Origin of the sequence: Actinomadura sp. 3N407, assembly GCF_052245875.1 — a bacterium.
In the GTDB taxonomy this organism is placed as follows: Bacteria; Actinomycetota; Actinomycetes; order Streptosporangiales; family Streptosporangiaceae; genus Spirillospora.
The window spans coordinates 243519-262602 of sequence record NZ_JBQQBP010000011.1; the positions used below are offsets into that span (position 1 = coordinate 243519).

The window sequence follows — 19084 nt, forward strand, 5'->3', positions numbered from 1 at the left end:
AGCGACGTGTGGTGCAATTTGCAGTCTGGGTCCAAGTGAGACCCGAGGTAAAGCGCCAAGGACGTGCCTTGCTGGATCCGAACGACCGATTTCTCACTTGCCGTGAGATTCTCAGGTGGCATTACGGTCACCGGCGACCCGAGTTCCTCGGTGCCCCGCGCCGCCACTACAGCCTGCACTACACCTATCGGCAAGGCGACCGTCTCTACGTCGCCTCGAAGGTGCGCAAGGAGCGCGGGCGGATCCCTTTCTCCCGGCAGTTCGCCATCATGCGGGCGCTGGAGAGGACAGACGCGGGGTGCGTTGTGCGCTCTCCCGTCGCGACGAAGCGGCGCCGTGGTCGCGACTGGGTGACGGGACCGTCCAACCGCTGGTTCGTCCGCTCCTACACCGAGCACGACCGCACGCCCGACTGGCTGTCAAAGCCACTCGTGACCGACGCCGCGCGGAAACTGGCGCTCGTGCACCGGACCGCAAGCGCCATCGATCCCGGCGTGCTCCGCGCACCGACGTCTGGCCTGCAGGTCTATGACTGGGGGATGTCCAGCGTTCTCGAGGGCATCGATGCCCTGGTCGACGATATGGCGTCGCGGGGGAGGACACACGATCACGTCACGGCCGTCGAGGCGGGGATGACCCGTCTCCGCGCCGAGCGGCCCGGTCTGGACCTGGGGCCCAAGGGGCTCACGCATCATGATCTGCGAACCGAGAACCTCCTCGTCAGGAATGGCGAGGTCGTCGAGATCGTCGACTGGGACCGAGCGCACTGGGACGTCCAGTGGTACGACGTCACGCTGACGGCGCTCCATCTGGCTTATGTCCAGCCGGCGAATCTGCGGTGGGATCTGACGCAGGCTTTCCTGGACGCCTATCAGGTCGAATCCGGAGCCTCGCTCACCGCGGACGCGAGGGCCTGGTTGCTGCGGTTCACGGCCGTCCGAAATCTCGCGGTTTCGCGGTCTCCCGGCAAGTGGGCACGGCTGATGCAGGGGGTCAACGAACGCTGGGGGAGCGTGGCCTCAGCGTTCGTTGATGATTTTGTCGCCGAGGACGAGGTCACCTCGCACCTCGACGTTGCCGCTGAAGACGGTGGAGCCCTGGGGGCGGTCGGGGCCGTCTGAGGTCGGCGCGGGAGGCCGGGTGGACGGGGGCTCTGCGCCCGTCAGGTACATCCAGGCTTCGGTGGCCGTCTCCTTGACCTGGACGGTCACCTGTTCGAAGGCACGGGGGTCCAGGGGGCCGCGCAGGTGGGCCACGAAGGCCTCATAGACGAACGGCGAGACTATGAAGCCCAGGTCGGCACCTGTTTCGGCGAGGGCGGTCTTGAGGGCGGGGGCCTCCATGAGGCGGGCGGTCTGGATGATGACCTGCCCGTTGAGGCCCTCGGCGTCGGGGGTTACGGGACCGACGTGCAGGGCGACGCGGAGCTGGATGCGGACGGCGGCGCTCGCGCGGTGGTTGTGCAGGCGGAGGGCGACGGCCAGGTGCCCGGCGAGGGGGTCCACGAGGGACGCGGTCGGGACGGCGGGCGAGACGATGACCAGAGCGCCGTCGCCGCGGTCCTCGCGGTAGGTGTCCGCGGGCGGGACGCCCGAGGACTCCAGCGCGGACAGCAGGATGCGGTAGATGACCTCGCGGACGACCCGGCGGTCCTCGTCGCCGCGGGAGGGGTCGCCGAAACCTGCGATGTCGCAGAAGAGGACGGAGCAGTTCAGCCCCGACCAGGTCGTGAGGGTGCGAGGCGGCGCGGGGGCGAGGGGTGCGTCCACGGTACGAGTGAACGCCCCCGGATGGGCCGCTGTCCATGTCATGCGGCACAGAACGAGCGCGGCCGGGCGTGGGCGGCGCCACGTCAGTGCGGGACGCCGTTTCGGCGGAGTTCGCGGGGGGTGACGCCGAAGCGCTGCCGGAACGCGTGGCTGAGGGCGCTGGCCGAGGAGAAACCGGTGGCGTGGGCGAGGTCGGTGATGGTGACGTGCCGGTAGAGGGGGTTGCGGAGGCGGTCCCGGACGAGGCGGAGCCGCTCCTCCCGGATCAGCTCGCGCGGGGTGGTCCCGGCCCGCTGCAGCGCGAGCTGGATCTGCCGCAGGGACCAGCCGAGGTCCTGCGCCATCGCGGCGCCGGTGAGGCCGGGGTCGGTGGCGTGCTCGCGGACGTAGCGGCGCACGACCGCCTCCACCTCGGCGAGGTGGCCGGGGGCGGGGGGCCGGTCCTCCCCCGCGACGACGATGCACAGCAGCTCGGTGATCCGGTCGCAGGCGGCGTCGAACTGCGGCTCGGTGAGGGTCTCGCGTTCGTCGCCGACGGCCCTGACCATGTCGGCGACGACGCGTCCGAGGCCGGCGGACAGGTCGAGGTCGGTGGTGAGCGGCGACGCGGGGCGCAGCCGGTCGTCCACCTCGTGCGCCGGGATCGTCATGACGAGCGCCCGGGCGGGCCGGTCCTGGACGACGCGCAGCGGCGCCGCCGGCGACAGCAGGCCGCCCGTCCCCGGCCGGAGCCGCGCCTGCCCGGAGTCCCGGAGCACGAGCAACTCGCCGTGGAGGGGCATCAGGAACCGGTAGGCGTCGTCGGGGTCGCGGCGGGCCTCCCCGGCCGTGCGGACGTAGTCGGTCCGGTCCGACCGGTACAGGACGAGCCGGTAGGCGGCGCTGCTCTGCCGAACCGGCCCGCTGAGGAAGTCGTCCACAGCAGGCCCTTCCTCCGGTCGGTCCACGTACCATGCCGCCGAGGCGAGGCGGCCCGCGCCATCGGGCATCTGATGATCACCGCAGGTGGAGCGTAGTACGATCACTGCCGCTAAATCAGGCGAATCCAGCGGAAAGTGACGCGATTCAGACGGCGTGTGATCGCGCGATGCGCCCGGCGGCAAATTCTCTGCGCGCGAGCACAAGCACCACCGTGCGCACCCGTCCTACGGTGCCGAAACCGCGGCGTATCTGCGCCGTCCGGAACCCACCCCACCCGGCCATGAGGCGGTCCGCTCCGGCCCACCTCGCCCGATTCGTGTGCACCGAGGATCTGATGGATCAATTCCTCCTGGCGACGGCGTTCGTCCTCGTGGCGGGCGCGGGCATCGCCGCCGCGGTCCTGCTGCTGCGCCAGCGGCAGGCGACCGCCGAACTACGCGAGCAGAACGCCGTGCTGGCCCGTGGTCTGGACCTGCGGGAGAAGGAGCTGCGGCACCTGGCCAACGTCCGGCTGCCCGAGCTCATGGAGTCGCTGGGCAACCCCGGCGTGCACGTCACCGGCCCGCTGTACGACCTGAACCGCGAGGCCCCCGCCTTCGGGCAGTCGCTGCAGACCGTGATGGACCTGTTCGCCGGGTCCGCCGCCCGCGTCCGCGAGCGGTCCGACCGGTCCGCGAAGTCGACGCTGCGGGCCATGATGCGCGCCGTGCAGAGCCTGGCCAACGAGCAGCAGCTCGCCATCTCGACCATGCAGGAACGCCACGACGACCCGGACGTCCTTGAGGGCCTGCTCCGCATCGACCACATGAACGCCCAGCTCGGACGGCGCGCCCAGGCCACCGCCGTGCTGTGCGGGTCGTGGCCGGGGCAGCAGCGCTCGGCGTCCTCGATGAGCGACGTGGTCCGCGGCGCGACGTCCCGCATCCGCGACTACCTGCGCGTCAACCTGGAGGGGACGGTGAACAGCGCGGTGACGAGCCGGGCCGTGGAGCCCGTCGTGCTGACGCTGGCCGAACTGCTCGACAACGCCGCGCGGCACTCCCGCCCCGACACCTCCGTCGAGGTCAACTTCCGGTCCACGCACAACGGCGTCGCCATCACGATCGACGACGCGGGCGTCGCGATGGACGCCGACGAGCTGCAGCGCGCGTCCGACCTGCTGTCGGGCGAGACGTCGGTGGACATCCACCGGCTCGGCGACCCGCCGCAGGTCGGGTTCGCGGTGGCGGGCGTGCTCGCCGCCCGCTACGGGTTCCGGGTGGCGGTCGACAGCCGCTCCCCGTACGGCGGCGTGCGGGCCGTGGTGTTCGTGCCGAGCACGCTGCTCACCACCGTCCCGGACGCCCGGCCGCCCGAACCGGTGACCACGTCGCTGCCGATCGGGGAGAACGCCGCCGTCGCCCCCGAGGACGGGCCGTCCACGGTCGGCGGCCTGCCCAAGCGCAGCCGCGTCGCGGTCGCCGAACGGCCCGCCGGGACGGACGGCGCGGACGAGGAGCCCGGCGTGGCGGACACCGACGACCCGCCACCGGCCAGGCCGGCCAGGGAGACCGCCGCGGGCCTCGGCGCCTGGCAGCGCGGGACGCGCTCCGGCCGCGCCGGCGGCGAGGGCACGGAGATCGACGGCCCCGTTATCGAGAGCAAGGACCTGCGGCCATGAACGAGGGGTGGAACGGCGCGATGGACGACGGGACGAACCGGCTCGGCTGGATGCTGGACGACGCGCTGCGCATGCCGGAGACGCGCTACGCGATCCTGCTGTCGGCCGACGGGCTGCTCATGGCGCACTCCGAGCGGATCAGCAGGGACGACGCGGAACGGCAGGCCGCGGGCATGTCGGGGCTGCAGTCGCTCGCCCGCAGCACCGCCGAGTTCTGCGGCGATCCGGGCACCACGTGGCGGCAGACGGTCAACGAGTTCGACGACGGGTACGTGTTCCTCGTCGCCGCCGGGCCCGGCGCGTACCTGGCGGTGTCGGCGACGCAGCACGTGGACATGGAGACCGTGTCGTTCCGGCTGCAGGAACTGGTGCAGCGGCTGGGCAAGGAGATGACCAGCCCGCCGCGTCCGGGCGCGGGCCGTCCCGCATGAACCCCCGCAGGAACGAGCGGGCGCTGGTCCGCCCGCACGTCGTCACCGGCGGCCGGGCCCACCCGACCCGCAACGTGTTCGACCTCGTCACCCTCCTGATCGCCACCGGCGACCTGCCGCGGACCGGGCTGTCCCCGGAGAAGCTCCGCATCATCGAACTGTGCCGCGGCGGCGCGCTGTCGGTCGTGGAGATCGCCGGGCATCTCGGCCTGCCCGTCGGGGTCACCAAAGTCCTGCTGTCCGACCTGGTCGACAGCGGGCACCTCACCACCCGGGCCGGCGCGCCGGCGGCCCAGCAGTCCAAGGTCCGGCTCCTTCAGGAGGTGCTCGATGGACTCCGCGCTCGCCTCTGAGACGCCCTACCTGCGCGACAGCGTGCGGACGGCCGTCAAGATCCTCATCGTGGGCCATTTCGCGGTCGGCAAGACCACCTATGTCGGGACGCTGTCGGAGATCCGCCCGCTGCGCACCGAGGAGCGGATGACGCAGGCCGGCGCGATGGTCGACGACCTCGCCGGCATCAAGGACAAGACGACCACCACGGTCGCCATGGACTTCGGCCGCCTCACGCTCAGCGACGACCTCGTCCTGTACCTGTTCGGGGCGCCGGGCCAGCAGCGTTTCACCCGGCTGTGGGACGACCTGGCGCGCGGCGCCCTCGGCGCGCTGGTCCTCGTCGACACCGCCCGCCTCAAGCAGTCGTTCGAGATCATGGACATCGTGGAGCGGCAGGGCCTGCCGTACGCGGTGGCCGTCAACCACTTCGACGAGTCGCCGGTCTTCCCCGAGTCCGAGGTCCGCGAGGCTCTCGACCTCGCGCCCACCACGCCCCTGGTCAACTGCGACGCCCGCGACCGCAGATCGTCCACCGAGGCGCTGATCTCGCTCGTCGACCACCTCCTCACCCTCGACACGGAGACACCGTGACCGACGACCGGACCACCCCCGAACCGGCCCGCTTCCCGATGTACGGGCCGGAGTTCGCCAGGAACCCGCGGCGCGTCTACGCGCAGATGCGCGCCCACGGCGACCTCGCGCCCGTCGAGCTGTCCCCGGGCGTCCCGGCGACGCTCGTCCTCGGGTACGACGCGGCACTGGAGATCATGCGCGATCCCGACCGGTTCCCGCGCTGCAGCGAGGTGTGGGAGGAGGAGGTCGGACCCGAGTGCCCGGTGCTGCCGATGATGATGACCCGGCCCAACGCCCTGTTCACCAACGGCGCCGTCCACGCGCGCCTCCGGTCGGTGATCGTCGACAGCCTGGACCGGGTCGACCCGGCGCTGCTGCGCGAGCACGTCGCGGACGGCGCGAACCGCCTCATCGACATGTTCGCCGCCGACGGCAAGGCCGACCTCATCGGCCAGTACGCCCGCACGCTGCCGCTGCTGGTGTTCAACGAGATGTTCGGCTGCCCCCGCGACATCGGCGACAAGCTCGTGCGGGGCATGAGCGCCATCTTCGACACCGTCGGAGCCGAGGAGGGCAACGCGCTGCTCGCCGAGGCCACCCTCGAACTGGTGGCGCACAAGCGCGAGAAGCCGGGCGCGGACGTGACGTCCTGGATGCTGCGGCATCCCGCCGGGCTCGACGACTTCGAGATGGCCCACCAGATCACGCTGCTCGTCGGCGCCGGTACCGAGCCGGAGCAGAACCTCATCGCCAACGGGATCCTGCTCCTTCTGTCGAACGACCGGTTCGGCGGCGACCTGTCCGGCGGCAACCTGCCCGTCGAGGACGCCCTCGACGAGATCCTGTGGACCGACCCGCCGATGGCCAGCTATGGGACGACGTTCCCCCGCCAGGACATCGACTTCCACGGGTACCGGCTGCCCGCCCACCAGCCCGTCCTGATCAGCTATGCCGCGGCGAACACCGACCCGACCCGGTCGATGGCCGACCGCAAGGGCAACCGCGCGCACCTGTCGTTCTCCGGCGGTCCGCACACCTGCCCGGCCAAGAACCACGCCCGCCTCATCGCGTCGGTGGCCATGGAGACGCTCCTGGACCGCCTCCCCGACCTGGAACTGGCCCTCCCCGCGGACGACCTGGAGTGGCGCCCCGGCCCCTTCCACCGGGCCCTGACCGCCCTCCCCGTGACGTTCCCGCCCGCCTAGTCCGGGTCACGCCGAGCCGTTCGAGCCGCCGTTCGAACCGCCGTTCGCGCCGCGGAGGGCGCCGATGACCGCGGTCAGCTGGGTGATCAACCCGGCCACGCTGGTCTGGTCGGCGCCGTTGACGGTGACGGTGCGCAGCTCGTCCGGCTTGGGCAGCTTGGTCATGATCTCCGGCAGCGAGGCGATGAGCCGGGACTGCAGCGCGGCGGGCGTCCGGTCGTTCTCGATCGCGGCGCGGGCGCCCTCCCGCTCCAGGTCCAGCAGTGCCTGCTCGTGCCGGGACCGGGCGCGGGACTCGGCCAGCGCCAGCTCGCCCTCCGCGCGGAGCCGGGCCAGCTCGTGGTCGCGTTCGATGCGCAGCCGCCCCGTCTCCGCCTCCTCCTCGTGCCGCTCGCGCTCCATCCGCAGGGTGTGCCGCGTCGTCTCGGTCTCCAGCTCGGCGACCTCGCGGGTGTCGTCGTGCTCGCGTTTCGTGCGGCGCAGCTTCTCGGCGGCCTCGGTGTCGAACAGCTGCGACTCGTTGCGGGCGCGCAGTTCCGCCAGCTCCCGCTCGTGCTCCAGCCGCTGCGACTCCTTGATCCGCGCGGCCGTCATCTCGCGCTGCGCGACGACCTCCGCGGCCTCCAGCTCCGCCAGCCGGGCGATCTGCCCCTGCTCGGCCCGGTACGGCTTCTGCAGGTTCTCCCAGAGCCGGGACGAGCTGACCACCGCCTCCTTGATCTGCACGGTGACGATCCGCAGCCCGAGCCCCTCGTCGCCCTGCCCCTCCTCGTTCTGGCCTTCGGCCACGGCCCGCAGCCGGGCCGTCAGCTCCTCGATGATGGGCTGCTTGTCGCTGAGGACGTCCCGCACGCCCATCGTGGAGACCTTGTCCTTGATCGCGGCCTCCGCCTGCTCCCTGAGCTGGATGTTGACCAGCCGCATCGGGTCGTCGGCGTCGCCGAAGTCGAGTTTGCGGTACGCGACGGCGAAGTCCTGGATGATCCACTGAACGTAGCCCTGGACGAGGACGCCCTGCAGTTCCCGGCAGATGCAGTACGCGTTGATCAGTATCGTCTGCGTCGCACCCGGCACCACGAGGAACGAGTCGGTGGACGGGTTGAACCGGAACGAGACCCCGAGCCCGATGTGCAGCGGCTCGGCCCGTCCGCGCCGCGTGTGCACGACGAACGCGTTCGGCGGGACGAGCACGTTCTTCCACCGCCAGAACCCGCTGATCCGCACGTCCACCGGACCGGGGGCGGGACGGCGGTCCCCGGACGGCGCGCCACCGAGGGCCCGGTCGCGTTTGGCGAGCGGACCGGCCGCCTGCGCCGGCGCGCTCGCACCGGCGGGCGCCGGCGCCGGGGAACGCCTCGCCTTCAGGTCGTCCTCCAGGACCGCCTGCTGGGCGACGACCTTCTCCAGATACGTGTTGCCCTGATCCTGGGCGCTCATCTCGCTCCTCGGCGCTTGATCGGTTTGGCGGTACCTTATTGCGCTTTGAACCTTCTGATCGGCCGTATGCGTATCCCCGTCCGTGGCGACACATGAGCGGCGGGCTCACCCGACCGACAAGCCGATGCTCGCCATCGGCGCCGCCGCGATCGCGCTGGTCGTCGTCGCGCTGGTGATACGGCTGGGCGGGGCGCTCAGCGAGACGTCGGCGCCGGAGCTGTCGCAGGCCGGAGCGCTGACCAAGGTCGGCCTGTCGGTCGCCAAGCTCGGCGGGAACGTCGCAGCGGTCCTCACCGTCGGATGGCTGCTGGTCGCGGCCGTGTTCGCCCGGCCGCCGTCGCCCGCAGGGCGCCGCTGCCTGCGCGCCGCGTCCATGGCGGCACTGGCGTGGGCGCTGTGCACGCTGGCGCTGATCGTGTTCAGCGCCCTCGACCTGTTCGGCATCGGCGTCGGCGGCCTGACCGGGGACATGATGCGGACGCTCCTCATCGAGCTGCCGCAGGGACGGGCGCTGCTGATCGTCCTCGCCGTCGCGGTCGCGCTGTCGGTCGCGGCGAGCCTGCCCCGCGCGAAGGGCGGCGCCGGATACCTGCTGGCGGCCGCGCTCGCCGCCCTGCTTCCGCCGCTGTTCACCGGCCACGCGGCGGGCGCCTCGTACCACGCGCTCGCCGTCTACAGCCTGGCCGCCCATGTCGTGGGCGCCGCGCTGTGGATCGGCGGGCTCGTCGCCCTGGTCACCGCCGGGCCCGCGCTCCGCGACGGGCTGCCCCGGATCGTCGGCCGCTACAGCACCCTGGCGCTGGTGTCGTTCGTCGTCGTCGCGGTGAGCGGCGCGGTCAACGCCTGGGTGCGGCTCGGCGGCCTCCACCTCGGGTCGCGGTACGGGATGGTGGTCGTGGCGAAGGTCGCGGCCCTCACCGTCCTCGGCGCGCTGGGCTGGTGGCACCGGCGCGCCACGATCCCCGCCCTGCGGGACGGGACGGGCGCGGGGCGCTTCCTGCGGCTCGGGACCGCCGAGGTCCTCATCATGACGGCGACCATGGCCCTCGCCACCGGGCTCTCCCGCACTCCCCCGCCCGAGAACGCCCCCGACACGCTCGACATCGTCGCGCTGCGCCTCGGCTTCCCGCTGCCCGGCCCGGCGGGCCCCGGCCCCTACCTGCTCGACTGGTGGATCGATCCGCTGTTCTTCGCCCTCATCGTGACCGGCGCCGTCCTGTACGGGGCGGGTGTCCTGCGCGTGCGGGACTGGCCGTGGCACCGCGGCGCCGCCTGGGCCGGCGGGCTGCTCGTCGCGCTGCTCGCCACCGGGGGCGGAATCTCCCGGTACAGCATGGTCCTGTTCAGTGCCCACGCCGTTCAGCACATCCTCATCGGGCTGCTGGCACCGCTGCTGCTCCTGTACGGGGCGCCGGTGCGGCTGGCGCTGCGGGCCATGCGGGGCGAGAACGCGCAGCTTCTGGCCGCCGCGGCCGGCTGCCGCGGGATCCGGCTGCTCGCCCATCCCGTCGTCGCCTCCGGGCTGCTCCTGCTCAGCCTCTACGCGTTCTACGTGTCGCCGCTGTTCGGCGCGACGCTCAGCAACCACGCGCTGCACTCGCTCGCGATGCTCTGCTTCCTGATCATCGGGCTGGCGTACTTCCACGGGACGGCCGGGACGCTGGTCCCGTTCGCCGTCCTGCCGCTGCACGTCATCGCCGGGGTCGCCCTGATGCGGGACGGGACCGTCCTCGGCAGCTGGTACGAGGAACTCGGCCGGCGGTGGGGCGCCGCGCCGCTCGACGACCAGCACCTCGGCGCGCTGCTGCTGTGGACGGCCACCGCCGCCGTCACGGCCGCCGTCGCACCGGCCCAGGAGCTCTACTGGCGGGGGCGGCGGTCCACGACGCGGCTGAGCGCCTCCACGACGGTCGGGTCGTACTCGGCGGCGGAGTCGAGCCTCAGCCGCTCCAGCACGGCGGCGCCCCTGTCCCGGTCGGGGGATTCGCCCACCAGGTCGTCGTAGGCGTTGGCGACCTTGATGATGCGGCCCGCGAGCGGCGGCGGGACCGGCCTGGTGTCGGCGGAGTCACCGGCGGCGGGATCGCGTCCCGACCGGTAGGGGTGGGAGGAGAGCTGGACGATGTGCGCCACCCGGTCCAGGACCCCGGTCTGCTTGATCACCTCGGCGCCGAGCTCGGCGATGCGGCGCTGCTCGGCCGGGGACGCCAGCACGGTCGCACCGCCCGGGATCGGGTCGCCGAGCGACAGCTGGCCGATGTCGTGCATGAGGGCCGCGTACTCCAGTTCGAGCAGTTCCTCCTCGGACATGCCGAGCTCGCGTCCCATCGCGACCGCGAGCTGCGACACGCGCCGCGAATGGCCCGTCTCCACGTAGCCGCCGACCTCGGTGACGCGCGACAGCGCCCGGACGGTCTGCAGGTACGTGGCGCGGATCCCGGCGTACCGGCGGAACGCGAACTGCGTCACCAGGATCGGCACCGTGAAGATCAGCAGCGCGGCCTCGCCCATCGCGGTCGTCGCCACCGCGATCAGCATGGCGGTCGCGCTGGTCGCGGCGCACAGCGCCATCTTCGCCTCGATCTCGTCCCGCAGCGCGATGCCGAACCGCGCCCGGACGGCCTCCGCCCGGATCACCGCGGCGATCAGCACATCGGTGAAGCAGGACGCGATCACGACGATGCCCATCACCGCCAGCAGCAGCTGCCAGACGAGGTCGAGCGACAGCACAGGCCGGAAGCACAGCGCGACGACCGAGACCGTGAACAGCCGCCGCGCCATCGCGTCCAGCCGCGGGGACCGGCCGACCGCGATGTGCGGCAGCGAGCCGATCAGCATGCCTGCCGCGGTGACGGCGACGACCTGCAGCGCGGAGTGCTCGGCGGCGACGACGCCGAGCGGCGCGTCCGGCGGGGCGCCCTCGGGACCGACGCCGACCAGCAGCGCGTAGCCGATCGCGCCCGCGCTCGCGATGGGCGCGACCTCCCGGTTGCCCGGCATCACCATCCGGAACAGCTCGCCGAGCGCGATCAGCACGCCGAAGATGATCGCGACGTTGGGCTGCCGGAGGCCGACCGCCGCGACCTGCGTGATCGCGACGATCACGAACAGCCCGGCGGTGGCGATCAGCAGCAGCTGGCCGGAGTCGATGGTCTGCCACGCGGCCCGTTCCCGGGTGCGGTCCTGGCTGCTCATGGACGTCCCGTCACCGCCGCACCTCGTCGCCGGCGACCCGCAGGGGCGTGCTCGGGTCGTCGTGGTCCTGCTGGGTGGTCTCCACGACGTCGTCGTCGGGCAGGACGACCGGGCCGGGCGGCACCCACGGGTCGCGTTCGAGCGCCCGCAGGAACGCCTCCACGATCACCGGGTCGAAGTGGTCGCCCATGCAGCGGCGCAGCTCCGTCACGGCCTCGTCGACGCTGCGGGCGGCCCGGTAGGAGCGGGTGGACGTCATCGAGTCGAACGCGTCGGCGACGGCGATGACACGGGCGAACTCGGGGATCTCGTCGCCGGCCAGGCCCATCGGGTAGCCGCGGCCGTTCATCTTCTCGTGGTGGTGCATGATGCCGGCGAGCGCCTCGTCCAGGAACCCGATCTCCCGGACGATCTCCAGCCCGCGCATCGGGTGCAGCTGGATCGCGGCGAACTCCTCCTCGGTCATGGGCCCGTTCTTCTGCAGCACCTTGGTGGGCACGCCGAGCTTGCCGACGTCGTGGAGCATCCCCGCGTAGCGGATCGCCTCGACGCGGTCGGCCCGCATCCCGATCTCCTGGGCGATCATCACCGAGCCGCGGGACACCCGCTCGGAGTGGCCGCGGGTGTAGAAGTCCTTGGTCTCGACGGCCTGGCAGAGCGCGGCGAGGGTGGCGGAGTGCGCCTGCTGCTGCACGTACGCCTGGTCCATCGCCCAGCGGGCGATGAACAGCGGCAGCAGGACCAGGACGGCGGCGAACGGCCCGACCCGCGGCCACAGCCCGGCGATCAGCAGGCCGACCATGCCGTAGCCGAGGCAGCCGACGGCGAGCTGGCCGCTCTCGTGCAGCAGCTCGCGCGGCGCGGCCTGCCGGCTGAGCAGCAGCACCCCGGCCATCAGCGTCAGGTTGACCAGGACGAAGGTGACGAGGGCGCCGAGGAACGGCCCGATGACGTTCTCCACCCAGCGGGCCTGCTCGGGGTGGAAGCGGTCGCCGCCGAGGAGGTCGAAGACCGTCCCGGCGATGAAGCCGCTGAGCGCGAGCTGCGCGCCGTTGAAGATCCGTTTGACGGGGGCGAAGAACCGCTGGCCGGTGATCACGGCGCAGAAGCCGAGCAGGGCCGCGCCGGCGGGTCCGAGCAGCACCACCGAGGCCAGGCTGGCGGCGAAGCTCAGCGACACCCTGGCGCGCGCGACGTTCAGCCGGGCGGGCGCGGAGTCGCAGATCAGGAACAGCAGGGCCAGGACGGCCAGCTTGCCCCAGTCGATCTCCGCGAAGGACGACGTCGCGATGAGGCCCACCGCGAGGGCGACCACACCACAGACGTACGCCCAGGCAGCGAGAGGTAGTCCACGCATTGCCGCCCCCCTCGGGGAGTGAACGCTCTCATCCTGCCCGTCCGCAGAGGCGTGGCCTGTGCGTTCCTGCCGTGAATGAAAGTGTTCAGTGACGAATGGCGGGCCGCCACCGGGCTTGCGCGTGCCTGCCGGCACCTACACCCAGGACACGCCCTCGGGCATCATCAGCGACGACGCCGAGGCGCTCTCGCGCCGGCCGTGTCCCACCGGCTTCACACGCTTGAGCATGGCTCCTTGCCTCCCCCCGCGAACCGGGCCGTCCGGCCTCGCGGCCGGCCACCGGGACCGGACCGGTCCAGGCTTCCCGGGCGAGCACATACCCCGAATTCACGGGCGTGCACGTGCTCCCGTCGCTGATTCCGGCACAAGCCTAACGTGAACTGCCCAGGTCACACAGGCATGCGGGGAAACGAAAGCAAGCCGTGAAGCAATCGTCACCTTAAGTGATCAATTGCCCCAGGCGAATGCACCCAACGTAATTGCACAATCCCTCTGCACGTCACAATGCACGTGCATCCTCGACTGATCTCATTAACCGCCAGGAATTGGTCACAAAACGGCCAAGCACCGGCTTTCCGTCATGCTGGGGCGTTCCGATCCCGCGCCCATGCGACCGTCTCGGCGAGCCCTTCCCGCAGGCCCGTCTTCGGCTCCCAGCCGAGCGCCTCCCGCGTCGCCCGCGGATCGACGGACATGGCGGGCAGATCACCCAGCCGCGGCGGCGCGAACTCCGGGTCGTCCGGCGCGCCCGCCGCCTCCGCCACCAGCGTGTGCAGATCCCGGTCGGCCGTCTGCACGCCGGTGCCCACGTTGAGACGGCGCCCGCCGCCCCGCTCCCCCGCCGCGCGGGCGAACGCGTCCACCACGTCCAGCACGTAGACGTAGTCGCGTGTCTGCGACCCGTCGCCGTAGACCCGCGTGGGACGGCCCGCCAGCAGCGCGTCCGTGAAGATCGAGATGACGCCGGCCTCCCCCTCGGGCGTCTGCCTCGGCCCGTACACGTTCGCCAGCGTCAGCGTCGTGGAGTCGATGCCGTGCAGCGCCCTGTACATCCCCGCGTACACCTCGCCGGAGACCTTCGACGCCGCGTACGGGGACGCGGGCCGCAGCTCGGCGTCCGGCGGGACCGGCAGCGCGTCCGGCACCCCGTACACCGCGCAGCTCGACGTGAACACCACCTTGCGGCCGCCCGCCGCCCGCGCCGCCTCCAGCACGTTCGCCGTCCCGACCACGTTCGTCAGCGCGTCGCCCAGCGGGTCGGCCACGCTGGCGCGGACGCTCACCTGCGCGGCCAGATGGCAGATCACCTCGGGACGCCGCACCGCCGCCTTCCCGACGAGCCCCGGATCGCCGACGTCCATCTCCCACAGCTCCAGCCCGGGGCGGACGTTGGCGCCGGACGACATGTCGTCCACGCCGATGACCTCATGGCCATCGGCGAGGAGCCGGTCGACCAGATGGGATCCGATGAAACCGGCCGCGCCGGTGACGAGTGCGAGCACCCGAGAACGATACCGGTGGGCGTGCGGCGGCGCGGGCCGGGACCGCGCCCGGCCGCACGCGCCCGAGCATCAGGTGCCGGTCAGGCGCTCTCGGTCTTCTCGGCGCCGCCGGACGCCTTGATGTCGCCGCAGATCTCCTCGATCCGGCCGAGTACCTTCGCGCGCAGGTCGGTGGGGGCCTGCTCGCAGCCGCAGGACTTGTTCACCAGCTTCTTGACGGCCTCTTCCAGCCCGTACTCGCGCAGGCACGGCCCGCACTCGTCCAGGTGCTGCCGCACCTCGCCGCAGCCGCCCTGGTCGAGCTCACCGTCGAGATAGGTGTAGACCCGCGCCAGGACCTCGTCACAGGGGGTTTCATGGTGGTTGCCACAGCTCATGGCTCACTCACCCCTCTCGTTCACCGCGTCGCCACACGGCGCGATGTCGGGCATCTCGCTCCGCTGTACGCGGCAGGCGCGCTTCCCGCTCACTTGGACCCTCCGCCCGTCCTCGTGAGACCGCGCTCATCAGCGTAGTCCTCCAGCATCACGCGCAGCTGGCGCCGGCCCCGGTGCAGGCGGGACATCACCGTGCCGATGGGCGTGCCCATGATCTCGGCGATCTCCTTGTACGCGAAGCCCTCGACGTCGGCGAGGTAGACGGCGATCCGGAACTCCTCGGGCAGCTCCTGCAGCGCCCGCTTCACATCGGAGTCGGGCAGGTGCTCCAGAGCCTCCGCCTCGGCGGACTTCAGCCCGCTGGAGGTGTGCGACTCGGCGCGCGCTATCTGCCAGTCCTCGATGTCCTCGGTGGCGGCCTGCTGCGGCTGGCGCTGCTTCTTGCGGTAGGAGTTGATGAACGTGTTGGTCAGGATGCGGTAGAGCCACGCCTTGAGGTTGGTGCCTTCCTTGAACTGGTGGAAGGACGCGAACGCCTTGGCGAACGTCTCCTGGACCAGATCCTCGGCGTCCGCCGGATTGCGCGTCATGCGCAGCGCGGCCGAATACAGCTGGTCCAAGAACGGAAGCACGTCGCGCTCGAACCGCTCCTGACGCTGCTCCACGGTCTCCGTGGTGCCCTGTACCTGACCCACCCCCTCGGCTGTGGCGCCCTTGGCCTCGGCTCGGCCGGCGGCGTCGTATCCCACAGACGATATCGGTCCGCGCGGCCTGGCCACGCGTACAGGGGCCTTCGCGTCGCCGCGCGGTGCCGCGGTCCCGGCTCTCCGCTGCTGGTCGGCAACGGCTGTGGTCATCGGTGTGCACCTCCGCGTTATGGGTTGTGAGACGGTGCAACACCGGAGCGGCGCCGCCGATTCCCCGGCGGGGGCCGGAAGCAGCGATAACGCGTGCCCGGCCCCGTCCTGCACGGAGGGTGACGCCCCCGGTAACGGGGAAGAGAAGTGACATACATGGCGAGAACAGGAGCAAACGTGCATCCGGTGCTTTCGGCGCAATCGTCCGAGCCCACCATCGCCAGTCTGCGCGACATCTCCGGGGACGGGGCGGGCGACGCCCTGGCGCGCTACTGGACGTTCTACTGGGCGGTCGCCGCCGCCCAGCTGACACGATGGCTGCCGCGCAGACCGGGCCGCGTCCTGGACATCTCGCACGGACACTCCGCCGCCCAGGCCGCCGAGGCACGCCACACCGTCCTCGAAGTCCGCGATCCCGCGCGGTTCCCGGGGGGCGCGGGGAGTCGCCCCTCCGCACGGGAACAGGGCCGGTCCGAGGGCCTCCCGTCCTCCCACGGCGCACCGTCCTCCAAGGGCACCACCATCCCGCTGATCGGCGACACCGGCACCCTCGGCTTCCTCTCGGACGGCTCGATGGACGCGGTGATCGCCGAGAACCGCGTGCTGTCCCGCCACCTCGCCACCGAGACCACGGTCGCCGAGATCGCCCGCGTCCTGCGCCCCGGCGGCCGCGTCCTGCTCTGCGTCGACTCCCTGACCCTCGGCATGGCGCTGCTGGCCGAACGGAACTACTGGGCGCACCTGTCCGACGTCCCGAGCGCCGAGGTGGTCCTCATCCCCTGGCCGGACGGCACGATCACCCGCTCGTTCTCGGCCCACCAGCTCCGCGAACTCCTCGCCGACGCCGGCCTGGAAGTCGAGTGGATCAGGCCCCGCACGGTCCTTTCCCCCTCGACCGTCGAACACGTCCTGGTCAAGTCCCCGCGAGCCCTCCCCCGCCTGGTCCGCACCGAACTGAACGCCCCCCAACCAGACGAATCCCTAGGAATCCACCTGCTTGCCAGCGCCCGCCGCGTGGGCAGCGCGTGACCGCCCCGCCCGCGCGGCCGGTGAACCGCTCGGCGCGGGCGCCGGGCTAGCGCGATCGGTCGTGTGCGGACTGGCAGGTGATGCAGCGGGCGGCGTCCGGGCGGGCCTCCAGGCGGCCGTCGGGGACGGGGTGGCCGCAGCCGACGCACCGGCCGTAGGTGCCGGCGCCGATCCGCTCCAGGGCGGCGAGCACGCCCCGGCGGTGGCGTTCGAGCGACTCCAGGGCCGCCTCCACGCGGTCATGGGCGGTGAGGCCCGCCCCGGCGTCCGCGGCTGAATTGTCGCGCTCGGGGCTTTCTCCGCGGAGAATGGCGATGGAACGGTCCAGGTCCTCGAGCAGCGCCTCGAGGCGGGAACGGGCTGCGGCGGTGTCCACGATGCTGCGAACTCCTCCCGGTGGGGGGTGCCGGGCAATACGCTCTCGCCCCGGCCGCCCCCGCGTGCAGCGGCCAGAACAAACAGCGGGTCAGAACAAACTGTCGGAATGATTGCCAGAACTATCCCCAGAAGTCGAGGGTTCTATGAGTTCCGGCCCGTTGTTTTTCACGTTGTTGACCGCCTTGGACACCGGGTAGGCCTCCATTGTCCCGGCCATGGCGGGCACCAGCAGGCCGCGTACCTGCTCGGTGTCGTTCAGTCCGGGGTCGAGCCAGGCGTCCCAGCGGTCGGGTTCGACGATCATCGGCATCCGGTCGTGGATACGGCCGAGATCGTCCGGCGCGTCGGTCGTGATCACCGTGCACGTCCACAGCCACTCGTCCTCGGGGGACTTCCACAGCTCGTAGAGACCGGCCATCGCCATGACGGCGCCGTCGTTGGGGCGGATGAAGTAGGGCTGCTTCTGCGGCTTCTTCTTCTTGGCCTTCTTCTCACCCTCGGCCGGGTCGGGCGAGTCGCCCTGGTCCTGGAGGGTGTACCACTCGAAGTAGCCGTCGGCCGGCAGCAGGCAGCGGCGCCGCGCGAACGCCCGGCGGAACGACGGCTTCTCGTGCACCGTCTCGAACCGCGCGTTGATCATTCGGGAGCCGATGGACAGGTCCTTGGCCCAGGACGGGACGAGCCCCCAGCGCACCGTCCGCAGCTGCCGGACGGCCGCCTCCTCCTCGGGGGCGTCCTTCGGGCGCCGGTTGAGCACGACCGGAACCTGCTTCGTCGGGGCGACGTTGTAGTCGGGCTGGATGTCCCCGTCGACGGCGTCGAGCCGCACCTGGAACTCGTCCAGCAGCTCCTGACGCGCACGGGTGGTGGCATAGCGTCCGCACATGGGTCCCATCCTGCCGTGCTTGAGGCGTGACGTGATGGGCATGTAGCGGGTCATGCGACCCTTCACGACCCTGGCCCGCCCGCTCGTGGCGGCGCCCTACATCATGACCGGCCTGGACGCCATCCGGGACCCACGCGAGCGCGCCGAGCGGGTCGGCCCGGCGGTCAAGCCCGTGGCCGACCGGATCGACTGGCTGCCGAAGGACCCCGAGACGCTCGTCCGCATGGAGGGCGCGCTCAGCCTCGGAACCGGCGCACTGCTGCTGACCGGCAGGTTCCGCCGGCTCACCACGCTGCTGCTCGCCGCCCAGCTGGTGCCCGCGCTCGCGACCGAGCACCGGTACTGGACCGAGGACGACCCCGAGCGCCGTGCCAACGAGCGCTCCCACCTGCTGAAGAACGCCGGGCTGTTCGGCGCGCTGCTCATGGTGGCGACCGAGCCGCGGCGTCCGCCGCGGACCGCGGAGCTGCGGCGGGCGGCGCGGGAGACGCAGATCAAGAGCGGCGCCGAAGCCAGGGCGCTGCGCAGGGAGGCCGCCGCGACGCTCCGGGACGCCCGCCGGGAGGCGTCCCGGCAGGTGCGCATCGCCCGCGCCGAGGGCGGACGGAAGGCCGCCAAGCAGACCGCGAAGGCGACGAAGGCCGCCAAGTCGGCCAAACCAGGCGGCACGTTCAAGGCCGGCAAGGCGGGCGGCGCCCTCAAGGGCGCGAAGCCGGGCGGCGCCCTCAAGGCGACCAAGGCGGCCAGGCCGGGCTTCAAGGCCGGCAAGGCGGGCGGCGTGCTCAAGGGCGCGAAGCCGGGCGGCGTGCTCAAGGCCGCCAAGTCGGCGAAGGCGGGCGGCGCGTTCAAGGCCGGGAAGGCGGGCGGCGCGATGAAGAACATCAAGGCCGGCGGCGCCTCCATGGCTGGCAACGCGTTCAAGGCCGGCCGGGCGTCCAAGCCGGGCCGGGCGGCGCGGGCCGGGCAGACCGTCAAGGCCGGGACGGCCACTCAGGCGGCGAAGGCCATGAAGGCGGGCAAGACCGCCAAGGCGGGGACGGCGGTCCAGGCGGGCAAGGTGAAGCAGGCGGTCAGGCGCTGACTTCCCGAAGAGAACCTTAAAAGAAGCTCAAATCGGTTGAACCGCGGGCCGGGGCGGTCTCGTACTGCCACATGACCGTCCTCCAACCCC

At 71.8% G+C, this 19084-nt stretch carries 18 protein-coding genes and 1 pseudogene; 9 read left to right on the top strand and 10 right to left on the bottom strand.

Annotated features, from left to right (window positions below; translation table 11 throughout):
* Positions 1–68: 68 nt before the first annotated feature.
* Entirely contained in the window at positions 69–1121 is a 1053-nt protein-coding gene (locus tag ACTWPP_RS27255; RefSeq protein ID WP_443107219.1) for a phosphotransferase, read from the top strand.
* Here the strand turns inward: ACTWPP_RS27255 and ACTWPP_RS27260 are convergent.
* Both ACTWPP_RS27260 and ACTWPP_RS27265 read right to left on the bottom strand, forming a co-directional pair.
* Positions 1020–1769 (bottom strand): hypothetical protein, encoded by a 750-nt coding sequence (locus ACTWPP_RS27260; RefSeq protein ID WP_443107220.1) that lies wholly within the window; start codon positions 1767–1769, stop codon positions 1020–1022. The genes ACTWPP_RS27255 and ACTWPP_RS27260 overlap by 102 nt on opposite strands.
* 83 nt (positions 1770–1852) lie before the next feature.
* Complete coding sequence (locus ACTWPP_RS27265; RefSeq protein ID WP_443107221.1) at positions 1853–2689, bottom strand: helix-turn-helix domain-containing protein; 837 nt, start codon at positions 2687–2689, stop codon at positions 1853–1855.
* Between the two features lie 335 nt (positions 2690–3024).
* Here ACTWPP_RS27265 and ACTWPP_RS27270 point away from each other — a divergent pair, with 335 nt between their 5' ends.
* Genes ACTWPP_RS27270 through ACTWPP_RS27290 form a run of 5 tightly spaced genes read left to right on the top strand, consistent with a single transcriptional unit; the run spans position 3025 to position 6895 of the window.
* Complete coding sequence (locus tag ACTWPP_RS27270) at positions 3025–4350, top strand: ATP-binding protein (RefSeq protein WP_443107222.1); 1326 nt, start codon at positions 3025–3027, stop codon at positions 4348–4350.
* Positions 4347–4781, top strand: coding sequence for a roadblock/LC7 domain-containing protein (locus ACTWPP_RS27275; protein ID WP_358454586.1), 435 nt, complete (start codon positions 4347–4349; stop codon positions 4779–4781). Before ACTWPP_RS27270 ends, ACTWPP_RS27275 begins: the two co-directional genes overlap by 4 nt.
* Positions 4778–5134 (top strand): DUF742 domain-containing protein, encoded by a 357-nt coding sequence (locus ACTWPP_RS27280; protein WP_443107223.1) that lies wholly within the window; start codon positions 4778–4780, stop codon positions 5132–5134. The genes ACTWPP_RS27275 and ACTWPP_RS27280 overlap by 4 nt, the downstream gene beginning before the upstream one ends.
* Positions 5112–5708 carry a GTP-binding protein gene (locus ACTWPP_RS27285; protein WP_443107224.1) on the top strand — a complete coding sequence of 199 codons (597 nt, stop codon included), beginning with the start codon at positions 5112–5114 and terminating at the stop codon, positions 5706–5708. Before ACTWPP_RS27280 ends, ACTWPP_RS27285 begins: the two co-directional genes overlap by 23 nt.
* Entirely contained in the window at positions 5705–6895 is a 1191-nt protein-coding gene (locus tag ACTWPP_RS27290; RefSeq protein WP_443107225.1) for a cytochrome P450, read from the top strand. Before ACTWPP_RS27285 ends, ACTWPP_RS27290 begins: the two co-directional genes overlap by 4 nt.
* Positions 6896–6901: 6 nt before the next feature.
* On the opposite strand, the gene ACTWPP_RS27295 is transcribed toward ACTWPP_RS27290, so the two are convergent.
* On the bottom strand, positions 6902–8332 hold the full coding sequence (locus ACTWPP_RS27295) for an SPFH domain-containing protein (protein ID WP_443107226.1): 1431 nt from the start codon (positions 8330–8332) through the stop codon (positions 6902–6904).
* Between the two features lie 472 nt (positions 8333–8804).
* On the opposite strand from ACTWPP_RS27295, the pseudogene ACTWPP_RS27300 reads away from it, so the two are divergent.
* Positions 8805–10169 (top strand): annotated as a pseudogene (locus ACTWPP_RS27300) (cytochrome c oxidase assembly protein); the annotation flags it as partial.
* Positions 10170–10192: 23 nt separating this feature from the next.
* On the opposite strand, the gene ACTWPP_RS27305 reads toward ACTWPP_RS27300, so the two are convergent.
* The 5 genes from ACTWPP_RS27305 to ACTWPP_RS27325 all read right to left on the bottom strand — a co-directional run bounded on the left by ACTWPP_RS27305 (position 10193) and on the right by ACTWPP_RS27325 (position 15458).
* Entirely contained in the window at positions 10193–11527 is a 1335-nt protein-coding gene (locus tag ACTWPP_RS27305; protein ID WP_443107227.1) for an HD-GYP domain-containing protein, read from the bottom strand.
* A 10-nt stretch (positions 11528–11537) separates the two neighbouring features.
* Positions 11538–12884 (bottom strand): HD-GYP domain-containing protein, encoded by a 1347-nt coding sequence (locus tag ACTWPP_RS27310; RefSeq protein WP_443107228.1) that lies wholly within the window; start codon positions 12882–12884, stop codon positions 11538–11540.
* Positions 12885–13462: 578 nt separating this feature from the next.
* On the bottom strand, positions 13463–14386 hold the full coding sequence (locus ACTWPP_RS27315; protein WP_443107229.1) for an NAD-dependent epimerase/dehydratase family protein: 924 nt from the start codon (positions 14384–14386) through the stop codon (positions 13463–13465).
* Positions 14387–14466: 80 nt separating this feature from the next.
* Positions 14467–14763: a mycothiol system anti-sigma-R factor gene (gene rsrA, locus ACTWPP_RS27320; protein WP_443107230.1), complete on the bottom strand. Its 297-nt coding sequence runs from the start codon at positions 14761–14763 to the stop codon at positions 14467–14469.
* An 89-nt stretch (positions 14764–14852) separates the two neighbouring features.
* On the bottom strand, positions 14853–15458 hold the full coding sequence (locus tag ACTWPP_RS27325; protein WP_443107260.1) for a sigma-70 family RNA polymerase sigma factor: 606 nt from the start codon (positions 15456–15458) through the stop codon (positions 14853–14855).
* 339 nt (positions 15459–15797) lie between these two features.
* On the opposite strand from ACTWPP_RS27325, the gene ACTWPP_RS27330 reads away from it, so the two are divergent.
* On the top strand, positions 15798–16649 hold the full coding sequence (locus ACTWPP_RS27330) for a methyltransferase domain-containing protein (RefSeq protein WP_443107231.1): 852 nt from the start codon (positions 15798–15800) through the stop codon (positions 16647–16649).
* Between the two features lie 46 nt (positions 16650–16695).
* Here ACTWPP_RS27330 and ACTWPP_RS27335 read toward each other — a convergent pair whose 3' ends face one another.
* Positions 16696–17025, bottom strand: a complete 330-nt coding sequence (locus ACTWPP_RS27335; protein WP_443107232.1) for a TraR/DksA family transcriptional regulator — start codon at positions 17023–17025, stop codon at positions 16696–16698.
* Positions 17026–17115: 90 nt separating this feature from the next.
* Positions 17116–17913, bottom strand: a complete 798-nt coding sequence (locus ACTWPP_RS27340) for an SOS response-associated peptidase (protein ID WP_443107233.1) — start codon at positions 17911–17913, stop codon at positions 17116–17118.
* A 52-nt stretch (positions 17914–17965) separates the two neighbouring features.
* Between ACTWPP_RS27340 and ACTWPP_RS27345 the strand changes: the two genes are divergently transcribed.
* Positions 17966–18994 (top strand): DoxX family membrane protein, encoded by a 1029-nt coding sequence (locus ACTWPP_RS27345; protein WP_443107234.1) that lies wholly within the window; start codon positions 17966–17968, stop codon positions 18992–18994.
* The last annotated feature ends 90 nt before the right edge of the window (positions 18995–19084 follow it).

Bases quoted from the DNA above. Each gene is read 5' to 3' on its own strand.
- ACTWPP_RS27270 (WP_443107222.1), top strand. From the start codon at position 3,025: ATGGATCAATTCCTCCTGGCGACGGCGTTCGTCCTCGTGGCGGGCGCG.
- ACTWPP_RS27275 (WP_358454586.1), top strand. From the start codon at position 4,347: ATGAACGAGGGGTGGAACGGCGCGATGGACGACGGGACGAACCGGCTC.
- ACTWPP_RS27280 (WP_443107223.1), top strand. From the start codon at position 4,778: ATGAACCCCCGCAGGAACGAGCGGGCGCTGGTCCGCCCGCACGTCGTC.
- ACTWPP_RS27285 (WP_443107224.1), top strand. From the start codon at position 5,112: ATGGACTCCGCGCTCGCCTCTGAGACGCCCTACCTGCGCGACAGCGTG.
- ACTWPP_RS27295 (WP_443107226.1), bottom strand. From the start codon at position 8,332: ATGAGCGCCCAGGATCAGGGCAACACGTATCTGGAGAAGGTCGTCGCC.
- ACTWPP_RS27305 (WP_443107227.1), bottom strand. From the start codon at position 11,527: ATGAGCAGCCAGGACCGCACCCGGGAACGGGCCGCGTGGCAGACCATC.
- ACTWPP_RS27310 (WP_443107228.1), bottom strand. From the start codon at position 12,884: ATGCGTGGACTACCTCTCGCTGCCTGGGCGTACGTCTGTGGTGTGGTC.
- rsrA (WP_443107230.1), bottom strand. From the start codon at position 14,763: ATGAGCTGTGGCAACCACCATGAAACCCCCTGTGACGAGGTCCTGGCG.
- ACTWPP_RS27340 (WP_443107233.1), bottom strand. From the start codon at position 17,913: ATGTGCGGACGCTATGCCACCACCCGTGCGCGTCAGGAGCTGCTGGAC.
- ACTWPP_RS27345 (WP_443107234.1), top strand. From the start codon at position 17,966: ATGCGACCCTTCACGACCCTGGCCCGCCCGCTCGTGGCGGCGCCCTAC.